Raw genomic sequence first — 15,256 nt, forward strand, 5'->3', positions numbered from 1 at the left:
AAGTGCGAGGACTAGAAACGGATAGCTCGATTCGCCGCGGCGAAACACGCCCAAAATAAGATTATTAAAAAACGAAATATACCTACAAGGTTTCGAAAACCTTGCAGGAAAAATAAAGAATAAAAAAACTCAGAACCTTAGTCCCGAGGCTTCGGGATCAGGATCTTAGTAACTTAGAAAAAATGGCAGAAAAAAGAAGAGACCTTGTATTAGCAGGATTAGAACCGTTGATTATTACGCCAACAAGTGTTTTTGTAAACATTGGCGAGCGTACGAATGTAACGGGTTCTAGAAAATTCCTTCGCTTAATCAAGGAAGAGAAATATGACGAGGCGCTTGATATTGCAAGACAACAAGTAGAAGGTGGAGCACAAATCATCGATATTAATATGGATGAGGGAATGCTTGATGGTGTTCAGGCAATGACAAAATTTTTGAATTTAATTGCATCAGAACCCGATATTTCGAGAGTGCCGATTATGATCGATAGTTCGAAATGGGAAATCATTGAAGCAGGTCTAAAAGTAGTACAAGGAAAAAGCGTTGTCAACTCGATTTCGTTGAAAGAAGGTGAAGAAGCCTTTATTCATCACGCCAAATTAATCAAACGATACGGAGCTGCAGCAATTATCATGGCTTTTGACGAAGTAGGTCAGGCCGATAATTTTGACCGAAGAGTGGAGATTTGCCAGCGTTCGTATGATATTTTGGTTAACAAAGTTGGTTTTCCTCCACAGGATATTATTTTCGATTTAAACATTTTTCCCGTTGCAACCGGAATGGAAGAACATCGCCTGAATGCTTTGGACTTTTTTAGAGGTACAAAATGGGTTCGTGATAACTTGCCACACGCACATATTAGTGGTGGAGTAAGTAATGTTTCGTTCTCTTTTAGAGGAAACGATCACGTTCGTGAAGCGATGCATTCGGTGTTTTTATACCACGCGATCAAGAACGGAATGACGATGGGAATTGTGAATCCGGAGATGCTTTCGATTTACGATGATATTCCGAAAGATTTATTAGAACACGTTGAAGATGTAATTCTGGACAGGCGTGACGATGCAACAGAACGACTTTTAGATTTTGCTGAGAACGTAAAAGGCGAAGTAAAAAGTGATGAAAAAGCAATTCAGGAATGGCGTTTGGGAACTGTTCAGGAGCGTATTACACATTCGTTAGTAAAAGGAGTTGATGCTTTTATTGAAGAAGATGTTGAAGAAGCACGTTTGGCCGCAACAAAACCAATTGAAGTTATCGAAATCAATTTGATGACAGGAATGAATGTGGTTGGAGATTTATTCGGAAGTGGAAAAATGTTCCTGCCTCAGGTTGTAAAATCGGCACGTGTAATGAAAAAAGCCGTTGCTTATTTACTGCCTTATATTGAAGCAAGCAAACAAGCCGGAGATAAACAAGGAAACGGAAAAATATTGATGGCAACCGTAAAAGGTGACGTTCACGATATTGGTAAAAATATTGTTTCGGTAGTTTTAGCCTGTAACAATTATGAGATTGTAGATCTTGGCGTTATGGTGCCTCCGGAAAAAATTATTGCCGCGGCGATTGAACATAATGTTGACATTATTGGTTTAAGCGGACTGATTACGCCTTCGCTTGACGAAATGGTGTATCTGGCCAAAGAATTAGACAAACAAGATATTAAAATCCCGATTATGATTGGTGGAGCTACCACTTCGCGTGCGCATACCGCTGTGAAAATCGCTCCGCAATATAGAGAAACTGTAATTCACGTAAACGATGCTTCGCGCGCCGTGACAGTTGCAGGAAATCTTCTAGATCATAACCGTAAAATATATGCAAGCGATATTCGTGCAGAATACGATTCGTTTAGAGAAACGTTTTTAAATCGTTCAAGAGATAAAAATTTCTTAAGTATCGAAGATGCACGTAAAAATAAAATGCAATTAGACTGGAGTGAATACACACCGACAAAACCAAAATTTATTGGAAAACAAACCGTTGAGGTTGATCTGGATGTTTTGGTTCCGTATATAGACTGGACGCCGTTTTTTCAAACTTGGGAATTGCATGGAAAATATCCTGCGATTTTAACGGATGAGGTTGTGGGTAAAGAAGCAACTTCTCTTTTTGCAGATGCTCAGGCGATGCTCAAAGTAATTTTGGCTGAGAAAAAACTACAAGCAAAAGGTATTTATGGAATTTTTCCTGCGAATCAGGTTGATGATGACGATATCGAATTGCGTGATGAAAATGGAAAAGTTTTAGAGAAATTCTTAACGCTTCGTCAGCAATCACAAAAAACAAAAGGCGCGCCGAATATTGCATTGTCTGATTTTATTCTGCCAAAAGAAAGCGGAATAGAGGATTATATGGGAGCTTTTTGTGTGACAACCGGTTTTGGTGTAGACGAATGGGCCGCAGAATTTGAGAAGGATTTGGATGATTATAATTCGATTATGGTTAAGGCATTGGCCGATCGTTTTGCTGAGGCTTTTGCCGAATATCTTCACGAAAAAGTTCGTAAAGATTTCTGGGGTTATGATATAGAAGAATCTTTAACAAACGAAGAATTAATTAAAGAAAATTATAAAGGAATTCGTCCGGCGCCAGGATATCCGGCTTGCCCGGATCACCTGGAAAAACCAACGATTTGGAAACTTTTAAATGTAGCCGAAGAAATTGGAGTTACGTTAACGGAAAGCATGGCGATGTGGCCGGCTTCCTCTGTTTCAGGATATTATTTCGGAAACCCAAAAAGCAGGTATTTCGGACTAGGAAAAATAAAAGAAGATCAGGTGGTTGATTACGCCAAACGACGTAACGTGCCAACAGATTACGCAATGAAATGGTTAAACCCTAATATAGCAGATTAAAAAGTTTTCAGGTTTATTTAGTTTCAGGTTTCAAGTTCTCTAAAGCAACTTGAAACCTGAAACTTGAAACAAAAAAAGATATTTGATTTATGTTTTTGATTCAGATTTTTTACACAAACAACTCAAAATTCATAATTCATAACTCATAATTTAAAGAATGAAAGTAACAGAACATATAGAAAACGCCAAAGGAAATACATTATTCTCATTTGAACTTATTCCGCCTCAAAAAGGGAAAAGCATTCAGGAATTATACGATAATATCGATCCGTTGATGGAGTTTAAACCGCCATTTATTGATGTAACAACTTCACGCGAAGAATACATTTATATTGATAAAGGCAACGGGCTTTTGGATAAAAAGTTAACTCGTATGCGTCCGGGAACGCTTGGAATTTGCGCTTCTATAAAACACAAATACAATGTTGATACTGTGCCTCACTTGCTTTGCGGTGGATTTACGCAGGAAGAAACAGAATACATGCTGGTTGATTGTCAGTATTTGGGAATCAACAATGTAATGGCACTTCGTGGGGATGCCATGAAAGATGAACAATCTTTTGTGCCAAAAGTTGGTGGTAATAGTTTTGCTATCGATTTAGTTCGTCAAATCAACGACTTAAATTGCGGAAAATATCTGCATGAAGTTATGGATGCCGACAATAAAGCTGATTTTTGTATTGGAGTTGCGGGATATCCTGAGAAACATTTAGAATCTCCTTCATTACAATCAGATTTAAAAAGACTGAAAGAAAAAGTAGATGCAGGAGCAGATTATGTGGTGACACAAATGTTTTTTGACAATGCTAAATATTTTACTTTTGTAGAAAAAGCGAGAGAAATGGGTATCACAATTCCTATTATTCCGGGAATTAAACCAATCGCCGTTCAAAGACATTTACAAATTTTACCACAGATTTTCAGAATTGATTTACCGGAAGATTTAATCGATGCTGTTGATAAATGCAAAAACAATGCAGAAATAAAACAAGTAGGAATCGAGTGGGCAATTCAGCAATCGTTAGAATTAAAAGCCGCCGGAGTTCCTGTTTTACATTATTATTCAATGGGAAAATCTGAAAATATTCGCCAAATCGCGAGTCAGATTTTTTAATATTTAAATACAATGCTGTAATCTTTGTCAAAGTTCAAAACTTTGACAAAGATATTGCTAGCTTGGAATTTGGGAGTTAAAGTTTGGAATTTTTTAAATTTAAACATTATGGAAAAAGAAGAATTACAAGCGATAGCTTCTCAGCTAAAACATCCAACGGGAGAAAAAGGAATTGAAATGGCAAATATGATGAATGAAACCAACATCAATATGACACGCCATTCTGTTCAAAATCTAAATATAAAAGCCGGAAATTCTATTTTGGAATTAGGTCACGGAAATGCGGGACATGTAGAATTTTTATTAGAACAAGCAGAAAACTTAAAATATTACGGACTGGAAATGTCTCAACTAATGTTTCAGGAAGCACGTCAGATCAACAGGAATTTTGTCTCTCAAAAACAAGCTTTATTTTCGCTTTATGATGGAAATACAATTCCGTTTGAAGAGGATTCTTTCGATAAAATATTTACCGTAAATACTATTTATTTTTGGCAGGAACCAGAAAAATTACTTCTGGAAATTTACAGGGTTCTGAGACCAAACGGAAATTTCTGCCTCACATTTGCAGAAGAAGACTTCATGAAGAAACTTCCTTTCACTCAATTTGAATTTGAACTCTACAACACCGAAAAAGCACAGCAATTAATAAAGAAAACACCTTTTAAAATTGTTTATACAGAAACTCAAACAGAGAAAGTAAAAAGTAAAACAGGAGAATTGGTTGACAGAGCATTTACTACATTGGTTTTAGAAAAATAACAAAAAGTTAGAATAATAATTTTCGAACTCTTTTTTTGAGTACTTTAATTGATTTTTTTATTGCAAGTTTCTATTTCTGAATCCTAAATACTTTTTATAATTATGGAAGTTAAAAAAATCAATTTTCTCAAAAGTTACAGTAGTATTCTGTTGCTTCTTGGAGGTATTATTCTGGGAAGTATTTTAGGCCTTTTTTTGGGTAAAGATGTCATGGTTATAAAACCGCTTGGCGACATCTTTTTGAACCTGCTTTTCACAGCAATTATTCCGCTTATATTTTTCACGATTGCTTCTTCTATTGCTAATTTAGAAAAAACAGAAAAGTTAGGAAAGCTTTTCATTATTATGATTGCTGTATTTTTAGCCACAGTCTTAATTTCGGCAATAGTTATGATTGCAGCAGTTTATGTTTTTCCTATCCATCAAAATATTATAATTTCTAAAGTTCCTATTGAAAATATTGAGTCAGCAAGTATTGGCGAACAAATTGCACAATTGCTTACGGTAAATGATTTCTTCGAATTGTTGTCCAGAAAAAGCATGTTGGCACTTATTATTTTTTCGTTTTTAATTGGTTTTGCCAGTTTGCAATCCGGAGAAAAAGGAAGCAGTTTCAGAAGTTTTCTGGATTCAGGAAATGAAGTCATGAAACAATTACTGAATATGATTATGAAATTGGCACCAATAGGTTTGGGTGCTTATTTTGCTTATCAGGTTGGCGTTTTCGGACCGCAATTATTTGGTGTTTATGCCAAACCGTTAGCGATTTATTATGGTGCTTGTATATTCTATTTCTTTGTGTTTTTTAGTTTGTATGCTTTTGTTGCAGGAGGTAAAAGAGCATTTAAAGTATTTTGGAGTAACAATATTACGCCTGCTTTAACAGCTGTAGGAACCTGCAGTAGTATTGCTACGATTCCCGCAAATCTCGAAGCGGCAGAAAGAATGAATATTCCAAATCATGTAAAAAACTTAGTTATTCCGCTCGGCGCACCTTTGCATAAAGATGGTTCCAGTATGTCATCTATCTTAAAAATAACAGTTCTTTTCGCCATGTTTGGAAAAGATTTTACCGAACCTTCAACCATACTTTTAGCTTTAGGAATTACTGTAATTGTTTCTATTGTAGAAGGCGGAATCCCGAATGGAGGTTATATTGGAGAAGTTTTGGCAATTACCGTTTACGGATTGCCAATGGAGCAAGCGTTGCCTGTAGCTATGATTTTAGGAACTTTAGTCGATCCAATTGCTACTTTATTAAATGTAAATGGCGATTTAATTTGTTCGATGATGATTTCGCGATTTTCTGAAAAAACAAAATGGTAGGTTATTTATAAATTCCAAAATTTTAAATTCCAAATTCCAATTTCTAAACTCAAATTCTGCGTTATCTGCAAATTCTGCGTGAAAAATAAATAGCAGTTTCATTAAAATAAATAATATGAATTCAGTATTACAACACGATTTAAACGATCTCGAAAATATTTTAGAAAAAGCAAAACAACAAGGAATAGATTTCTTAAATGATCTGGAAAATATTCCAACTTCTAATAAAAACTCAATTGATTATACCAGAGAATTAAACGAATTAGGCTTAGGCTCTTTGAGTGCGCTGAAAGAATTTAATGAACGATTGGCACCTTTGATGGTTGCTTCTCCGGGGCCACGGTATTGGGGTTTTGTTACCGGAGGATCAACGCCGGCGTCTATTGTGGGCGATTGGCTGGCTACGGTTTATGACCAAAATACGCAGGCCATAAAAGCACAAGGCGGTTCTTCGGCATTAATTGAATTTGAAACCATCAATTTATTATTGCAATTATTTGAGTTACCTGATTCTTTTTTAGGAGGATTTGTAACGGGAGCCACGATGTCAAATTTCACCAGTTTGGGAGTTGCGAGACAATGGTTTGGGAAACAATTTGGGAAAGATTTTGCCAAAAACGGAATTTCAGAACCAATTAATATTTTGACTGCAACACCACATTCTTCATCAATAAAATCATTGGCAATGTTAGGAATTGGAAGTAATAATTACACGACAATTAAAACAATTGAAGGCAATCGTGAAGCAATTGATATCTCTGATCTAGAAAAAAACATTGAAAGCTTAAACGGAAGGCCTTTTATACTAATTTCAAGTGCAGGAACGGTTAATACGGCCGATTTTGACGATTTTCTGGCCATTTCAAAACTAAAAGAAAAATACAATTTCTGGTGGCATATTGATGCTGCTTTCGGTGGTTTTGCCGCAGTTTCAGATAAATTTAAACACTTGGTTGAAGGCTGGGAAGGAGCAGACAGTATTACAATTGATTGCCATAAATGGTTGAATGTTCCTTATGAAAGTGCTTTTTATTTAGTTAAAAAAGAACATACAAGTTTACAAATAGAAACATTTCAAAATTCGAATGCGCCTTATTTAGGAAATCCGTTGGAGAATTTTAATTATCTAAATGTATTGCCTGAAAATTCAAGACGTTTAAGAGCTTTGCCGGTTTGGTTTTCATTATTGGCGTATGGAAAGGAAGGGTTTTGTGATATTGTAGAAAACAGTACTTCAATGGCTTTGCATTTTGGAAATCAGCTTATCGAAGATGGAAATTTTGAACTATTGGCGCCAATTCGTCTTAATAATGTTTGTTTTACTTTAAAAGGAGATCACAACCAGGAAAAAGTTTCTCAATTCTTAACAGAGTTAAATGACCGCGGCAAGGTTTTTATGACACCAACAGTTTATCGCAACCGAAAAGGAATCAGAGCTTCATTTGTAAATTGGCGAACTACAGAAAATGACATTCAAACAGTAATTGAAGAAATGAAAGCTGTTTTTTTAGAAATATAACAAAAATTACAAGTATTTATTAAAAGTCCTGTTTACCCATAAACAGGACTTTTTTTGTGAATTTTTGTAAGTTTTTTAATAAAATGTTTTTATCTTTTTTTAACCCTTTTGATTATTTTTTAAGCAATTATTAAGACTGAATTAAGTTAATCTTAATAATTGAGTCTTTTTTTTTGAGAAAAAACAGTTTAAAAGTTAATTATAATCCTTATTTAGAATAATTAAATATAATTTGGAAAAACCCATTGGAGAAGTTAATTTTGTGCCAAATTTTAACTGTCATTCAAATTTTAAATAATGCAAATAAAAAGATTGTTAATCTTGATGCTGGTTTTGCTGGCATCAATTCAGGGTTTTTCGCAAAGTAGTAAAGTAAATTTAACCGGTGTCATTTTAACAGATAGTGGTCAGCCTGCTGAAGGTGTTTCTGTAGCATTAAAAGGAACAGCTTATTCAACATTAACAAATGAAAAAGGGGAATATGAACTAAGTGCCGAACCGGGCAATTATGTTTTATCCGTTACCTATGTTGGATACAAATCAAAACAAACAAAAATTAATCTGCAATCTAATCAAACTGCACCAAGCATTAGTATAGAAGAAGATATGGCGGCTTTGGATGAGGTTCAGGTAACAGGTAAAACAAAGGTACAACGAGTGAGGGAACAGGCTTTTAATATCACGGCTGTTGACTTAAAGCAACTTTATAATACTTCAGCTGATTTGAATCAGGTATTAAATAAAACTACTGGTGTACGTGTACGCGAATCAGGAGGAATGGGATCGGCTTTTAATTTCTCTTTAAATGGATTTTCGGGAGATCAGGTTAAATTTTTTCTAGATGGAATTCCTATTGACAATTACGGCTCATCTTTTACTTTAAATAATATTCCTGTAAATATGGCTGAACGCATCGATGTTTATAAAGGCGTTGTACCAATTGAATTAGGAGGTGATGCATTAGGTGGAGCGGTAAACATTGTAACAAATAAAAATGTAAATCATTATATAGATGCTTCTTATAGTTTTGGCTCGTTTAATACACATAAAGCTGCTATTAATACCAGATTTACAAGTAAAAAAGGATTGGTAGCAAATATTAATGCTTTTGCTAATTATTCGGACAACAGTTATAAAGTCGATGCAAGTATTCCGGATTCTTTTTCTGGAGTATATGGGCCAATTCAAAAACTTAAACATTTTCACGATGGTTATAAACAGGGTACGGTTATGGCAGAAGTTGGAGTGAAAGACAAAAAATATGCAGACTATTTATTAATTGGTGCTGCTGTAAGTGCTAATAAAAAAGAAATACAACAAGGAACAACAATGTTAAGAGTTGTTGGTGATGCTTTTACAGATAGTCAGAATTTTGTTCCTTCGATAAAATATAAAAAATCAAATTTATTTACTAAAGATTTGACAGCCACTTTAGCTGCTTCTTATAACATTGCACAAGAACGAACTGTCGATACTTCATCTGCAAGATATGATTGGTCTGGACACTATGAGATTAAAAGTTATGAAAGTGGAGGAGAAATAAATACTGTTAAAACCTTAATGGTATTTGATGTAAAATCACTTCAGAGTAATGCAAATCTTAAATACGACTTAAACGAGAATAATTCTTTCGCCCTTAATTATACTTATTTAGGCTATAAACGTAAGCAGGATAACGAGTATACAACTACAGATATACCAACAGAACCTTACATCAATAAAAATATACTTGGGCTTTCTTATAGTTTATCAGCATTAGAGAAAAGGCTGTCTTATACGACTTTTGCCAAAATGCTTGATTTACACGGAGAAATAATGACCCAGGAAAATGGAGTAATAAAGCCTTCATTTAATGATTTAGGATACGGTACTGCTGCAGCTTATTTTGTAATTCCTGAGGAGTTTCAGGTGAAAGCATCTTATGAACATGCTTTTAGGCTTCCGTCAGCAATTGAATTATTAGGAGATGGTGGAGTTAGGATAAATCCAAATCCAACGCTTGAACCTGAAGTTAGTGATAATGTTAACTTAGGTTTCGCTTATAAAAAAACATACAAAGTCCATTCTTTTGCATTTGAAGGAAATTTGCTTTACAGAAAGGCAAATAATTTTATTCAGCCTCAATTAGATGGTAATAAAAGTATAAACGTCAACTTCAAAAATATTCAGGTAACAGGTATTGATGGAGTTATTCATTATGGCTACAAACAATGGTTCACTTTTGATTTAAATACTACATATCAAAAAACGCTGAACATGGACGATACACTTCTGCCAGGAACGAATCAGGTTAATTACTTATATAAAACGCAAGTACCTAACGTACCAATTTTTTATGGAAATGCTAATCTCGGTTTCTACTTTAAAAATTTAAAATACACTGACGATTTATTTACTATTAATTTATCGACTAGTTATGCAGGCAGTTATTATTTAAATCCTCCAACATTAGGAAAACAGAATAAAAAAGAAATTCCTGAACAGGTTTATTATTCAGCATCTTTAGCTTATTCACTAAAAAACGGTCGTTATAACATTGCTTTAGAATGCTTTGATATTACTGATGTGAAGTTATACGATTATTATAATGTGCAAAAACCGGGTAGATCATTTACTCTAAAGTTGAGATATTTCTTTATGTAGTTTAATCCGCCTTTTAAAAAAACAATTCAAATACAATCAATATAAAAATCTGTTAAACAACAGGAAAAAATTAATTAAAAATCAAATAGATATGAAAACAATTAAAAATTTATTAGCATTAACGCTAATGTCAGTTGCGTTTTTCTCATGCAGCAGTGATAATTCAGATGACAATACAACAGAAGGAAGTAAATATGTTTTAGGTTATCAAACAGCAACCTGGAATAGTAATTATATGTGGAGTTTTGATTCATTAGATCAATTAATGACCGGAACTATTGACATGACAGGAAAAGGAATTGAGCAAGGTGGTTCATATATTCCACTTGCAAATACTATGTTTGCTTGTGATACAGAAGTAGAAGGAGCTGCTCCTTTTTATTTAAATGCTGCTAGTCAATTAGTTGCTGGAAACCGCGTGTTTATTGAATCACAGTTTGCATATGGAGTGACAGATGACGATAAATTATTAATTGTTGGTGCTTCTTGGGAAGGAAGTTCTACAGATAATGAATTAATTATTTATGATCCGGTAAAACAGGCTATTACAGGTCGTAAATTTAATAATTTTGCTACAACTACAGGGCGTTTTGATTTTCCAACAGGAGTAACTGTTGTAGGAGATAAAGTATTCGTTTCTGTATTTGATAGAGATGCAAGCGATAACTGGGCTATTGATCAAAAACAAGCTTATATCAGAGTTTATGATTATCCATCATTAAACTTTGTGAAAAGAATCGCTGATACACGTACAACTGCAGTAGGAATGTATTATACAAATACTGGGATCATTCGTACTGATTCAGGTAACGTTTATACTTTCTCTTCAAATGCTATGGCTGCTGGTTATGTTGCAATAGAAGATGAACATTCTGGAATTTTGCGTATTAATAAAGGACAGACTGATTTTGACGCTAATTATTTCTTAGATATCCAGGCAAGTACTCTTAACGGAAAAGTAATTGCAGCATATCCACTTGGAGGCGAAAAAGCATATATTGTTTACCTTCCAACTGCAGACGATACTGTAGATTGGGGATTTCTTAATCATTCTTCATACAAGTTTAAATCTGCAATTATAGATTTACCTTCTAAAACTATAACTCCAGTTACAGGATTACCTCTTCACGCTGGTGATAGTTATTTTGGAGTTGGAAGTTTATTTGTAGAGGATGGAAACGCTTACAAAGCTTTTGTAACTAATGATGAAGTTCGTGTTTACAAAATTAATATCGCAACTGGTGTTGCAACTGCAGGAGCAAAAGTTACTGGAGGTGGAACTGATATTTCGGCTATTACAAAATTAACTCCAAGACAATAATTCTAAGAGTTTTTTAATACTTAACCATATAATCAATGTCTCGACGGATATTGATTATATGGTTTTTTTAATAATAACGATTTCATTATTGATGAAATACTAAGATTGCTATAATGTCTACAATCAATACAAAACCTTCTAAAACAAAATCCAAATCCAAATCACGCTTCAGTAAAATAAACGCCTGGCTTCATTTATGGCTCGGACTTGCTTCTGGAATTGTAGTCGTAATAATGGGAGTTACAGGCTGTATTTTGGTTTTTGAGCATGAAATAAAAGGATTGACTTCGCCTTGGTTAAATGTAGAAGCTCAAAGTCCGGAGAAAGTTTTGCCCCCTTCTCAAATCTATGCTTTGGTCAGGAAAGCTTTGCCGGAAAAGGAAATTCATGGCTTATGGTATAATGGTTTAGATAAAACAATAAAAGTTGATGTTGAATCAGATTCTTTGATTTATGTAAATCCTTATAATGGTAAGATAACCGGAATGGTTGATCATGAAGATTTTTTCCATGAAATAGACGAAGGGCACCGCTATTTGTGGCTGGGGAAAGAAATAGGAACTGCCATAACATCATGGGCAACCTTTATTTTCTTTTTTTTGCTTATCAGCGGACTTATTCTTTGGTTTCCAAAAAAATGGAATAAAACTACGATAAATAGCAGTTTTAAAATTAAATGGAATGCTAAGTTTAAACGTTTGAATTATGATTTGCATAACGTAATGGGGTTTTATACACTCATTTTGGCTTTGCTTATTTCATTAACTGGATTGATTATGACTTTTCATTGGGTAAGAGAAAGTACTTATTGGATTACCGGTGGCTGGGCAAATGAAAAAGAGAAAAAAGAACAAATTCTTTCAGTCAAAAAAGATGTATTAGCTACACCACAATTAGATAAACTAACAGATGCAGATTTTATCTGGAATAAAGTTCGAAAAGAAATCGCAAAAGAAAATAAAGAAGCCGTTATTATTCATTTTCCTGATGAGCCAAAGGATGATTTTTATGCCTGTACAGATATGCATAACGGAAATTGGAGAGATTTGTATTTTGATCCAAAAACATTAGAACTGCTTCCGAATTCAAGAAAATACATTGACGATGAAAAATTCCATGATTGGATGAGTCGCTCTAATTATAGTCTTCATGTTGGTGCCATCGGCGGATTAACAACTAAAATAATTTATTTTGCAGCCAGTTTAATTTGTGCCAGTTTGCCAATTACAGGTTTTTATATTTGGTTAGGAAGAAAGAAAAAACAGAAACCAACAGTAAAATCTTAGCTTTTATTTCAAACGTATTGGTTTGAATGAGAATAGAAAAGCCTTTTGAAAATACATTAACGATTTTCAAAAGGCTTTTTTCCTTCTTAGATTAAAGTAAATAAGTTTTTGATGATGTTTTATAATACAAAAGAGCCTGCTAACTACAAACAGGCTCTTTACTAACACAAAAAAACAAAAAAACAAAGATTGAATTATATTATAGGCTTATATTCTATAGGTAAAGGCAATTGTAGCAATACGGTTATCAAGCTCGTATTGTTTATTAATTCCTGTTTGTCCGATGACCGATTTAATATCAAAATTATTAGTGTTGAAAATATCAGTAAAATTCAGTTTGATATTTCCTTTATTTGCCAAAATTTGTTTCGAAATTCCGATGCTGAAATCAAAAAAATCAGCTCTTTCATAAATACCTAAATTTGATTTCGATTGATATTGTGCATTTGCTTCAGCTTTCCATGTTTCAGAAATTGTAAAGGCATTTTGTGCACTTAAATTAAAAGTAATTATTGGGTCTATTATATCTGTATTTACAGTATTTCCCATAAATTTATTTTCAAAAACATTAAAAAGTGTATTGAGTGACCACCATTTGTATATTTCATTTGTGTTGGTAATATTTACACCATAATTATATGATTTATCTACATTAATTTGAGAAGTTACTGTTGTATTGGTTGCAGGATTGTAGACATACACTTCTGTAAAAACATCTTTTGTTTTGCTAAAATATACCGAAGCCATAAAAGTGCTTTTCCATGCATATCCAATTTCTGCTGCATGAGTAATTTCGGGAACTAAATTTGGATTTCCCTGCGAATAATTAAAAGAATCATCATAAAAACGGAATGGGTTTAAATCAAATTGGCTTGGTCTGTTAATCCTTTTGCTATACGATGCGTGTACAGAATTATTTTCATTAAATTCATATTTCATTGAAACACTAGGAAACCATTTCAGGTAATCATCTTTATGCTCTTCATTCAACGTTTTTTGTAGAATATTAATAGCTGTATATTCCGTTCTTAACCCACCCTGAATATTAAGTTTTTCCATTTGATATTTATAGTTCGCATAAGCCGCATAAATCTGTTCCTTATATTCAAAATGATTGGTCGAATTTGCATCTATAATCCATTGGTTATTTTCGTTATATTCATAAACCGATGGATTATCATTGTTTTTCAACCCTGCTTTAAATCCCCATTCAATGCTTTCCTTTTCTTTTAGGGGATTTGTAAAATCAACTTTTCCTGTAAAAACTTTTAATTGCGAAGGAATAAAACCTCTTCTGTCATTAATAACAGTTGAGCTTGACTGATCTGTATTTTGGGCACTCTGAAACTGATTTGATCTAAATTTAGATGTCTCGTATTCAAAATCAAAAGTCATATTTTTTCCTTCAGTATCAAATTTATGAACTCCGGAAAAAGCATAAGTATAATCATTCCATTTCTCTTTACTGTCATTATAAGTCAAAGCATCAAATTGTAATTGATCTTGCGCATTCAATAACGTATTTCTTCCGTTGGCAATATTTTCATAACGGCCAATTTTAGCATCAACATACGCTTCTAAATTAGTTTTAGGCGAAATTTCGTAAGTAGTTCCAATTTTGAAATTGTTTGAAGTCAAGGGTTCGTCAGTCGTTGCGTTCTGATAATTTTTAGTTACAATTTCTTGTCTGGTATTGTCGGTATATTGAATCTGATCATATTTTTTGCGCTCTTCTTCGCCTCTAAAGGTGTAGCTGTAGTTTCCGTAAACACCAAATTTGTCTTTGTTATAGCTTAAATTTATTCCTGAATTTGTTCTGTTTTTTCTACCTCTTCCATAACTTGAAAAAGCGGTTCCTTTTAAGCCGGAATTGCTTGGTTTTTTTAGAATAATATTGATAATTCCGGCTTTTCCGGTTGCATCATATTTTGATGAAGGATTGGTAATAACTTCAATTTGTTTGATATTTGATGAGGTTGTCGATTTTAAATAATTAGCCAGTTCCTTTTGAGAAAGCTGAGTTAATTTGCCATTTATCATAACACCAACGCCTTGTTGCCCGCGAATTGATAATTCGCCATCCTGAGAAACCACAACACCTGGAGCGCGGCTTAAAACGTCTAATGCCGTTCCACCTTCAGAAACAATACTGTTTTCAACATTAAAAACCATTCTGTCTGATTTTTGAGTATAAAGAACCTTCTTTTTTACAATAACAATTTCGTCAAGCGCATTTATAGAGGTTTCAACAATACTGTCCGTTTCTTTTTCTGTTTGTGAATAACTGTAGACAGAAAAAGCAAGCATAAGAGAGGTTATAATATTTTTCATATTATGGTAATATTTAATTTAAGAGAGATTTTTCAACTCTCATTGAATTGGGATTTAAATAAGTTTGGAATGTTTTTATGGTAAAACAATGCGTTC

General features: G+C 33.7%; 9 protein-coding genes. 8 read left to right on the forward strand and 1 reads right to left on the reverse strand.

Annotated features, from left to right (window positions below):
- Positions 1 to 182 precede the first annotated feature (182 nt).
- The 8 genes from metH to BUE22_RS10080 all read left to right on the forward strand — a co-directional run bounded on the left by metH (position 183) and on the right by BUE22_RS10080 (position 12,829).
- Positions 183 to 2,858 (forward strand): methionine synthase, encoded by a 2,676-nt coding sequence (gene metH, locus BUE22_RS10045; RefSeq protein WP_073394912.1) that lies wholly within the window; start codon positions 183 to 185, stop codon positions 2,856 to 2,858.
- Between the two features lie 157 nt (positions 2,859 to 3,015).
- Complete coding sequence (metF, locus tag BUE22_RS10050; protein ID WP_073394913.1) at positions 3,016 to 3,972, forward strand: methylenetetrahydrofolate reductase [NAD(P)H]; 957 nt, start codon at positions 3,016 to 3,018, stop codon at positions 3,970 to 3,972.
- Positions 3,973 to 4,080: 108 nt separating this feature from the next.
- The gene (locus BUE22_RS10055) at positions 4,081 to 4,734 is read left to right on the forward strand and encodes a class I SAM-dependent methyltransferase (protein ID WP_073395037.1); all 654 of its coding nucleotides are present in this window, start codon (positions 4,081 to 4,083) and stop codon (positions 4,732 to 4,734) included.
- A gap of 102 nt (positions 4,735 to 4,836) precedes the next feature.
- Complete coding sequence (locus tag BUE22_RS10060; RefSeq protein ID WP_073394914.1) at positions 4,837 to 6,060, forward strand: dicarboxylate/amino acid:cation symporter; 1,224 nt, start codon at positions 4,837 to 4,839, stop codon at positions 6,058 to 6,060.
- Between the two features lie 115 nt (positions 6,061 to 6,175).
- A complete protein-coding gene (locus BUE22_RS10065; protein WP_073394915.1) occupies positions 6,176 to 7,579 on the forward strand; it encodes a pyridoxal phosphate-dependent decarboxylase family protein in 1,404 nt (467 codons plus the stop codon).
- A gap of 297 nt (positions 7,580 to 7,876) precedes the next feature.
- Positions 7,877 to 10,222, forward strand: coding sequence for a TonB-dependent receptor (locus BUE22_RS10070; RefSeq protein ID WP_073394916.1), 2,346 nt, complete (start codon positions 7,877 to 7,879; stop codon positions 10,220 to 10,222).
- 91 nt (positions 10,223 to 10,313) lie between these two features.
- The gene (locus tag BUE22_RS10075) at positions 10,314 to 11,543 is read left to right on the forward strand and encodes a DUF4374 domain-containing protein (protein ID WP_073394917.1); all 1,230 of its coding nucleotides are present in this window, start codon (positions 10,314 to 10,316) and stop codon (positions 11,541 to 11,543) included.
- A 113-nt stretch (positions 11,544 to 11,656) separates the two neighbouring features.
- Positions 11,657 to 12,829, forward strand: coding sequence for a PepSY-associated TM helix domain-containing protein (locus BUE22_RS10080; protein ID WP_073394918.1), 1,173 nt, complete (start codon positions 11,657 to 11,659; stop codon positions 12,827 to 12,829).
- A gap of 207 nt (positions 12,830 to 13,036) precedes the next feature.
- On the opposite strand, the gene BUE22_RS10085 is transcribed toward BUE22_RS10080, so the two are convergent.
- A complete protein-coding gene (locus BUE22_RS10085) occupies positions 13,037 to 15,160 on the reverse strand; it encodes an outer membrane beta-barrel family protein (RefSeq protein ID WP_073394919.1) in 2,124 nt (707 codons plus the stop codon).
- Positions 15,161 to 15,256 lie beyond the last annotated feature (96 nt).

The sequence above is a fragment of the Flavobacterium pectinovorum genome (genome assembly GCF_900142715.1).
GTDB lineage: Bacteria > Bacteroidota > Bacteroidia > Flavobacteriales > Flavobacteriaceae > Flavobacterium > Flavobacterium pectinovorum.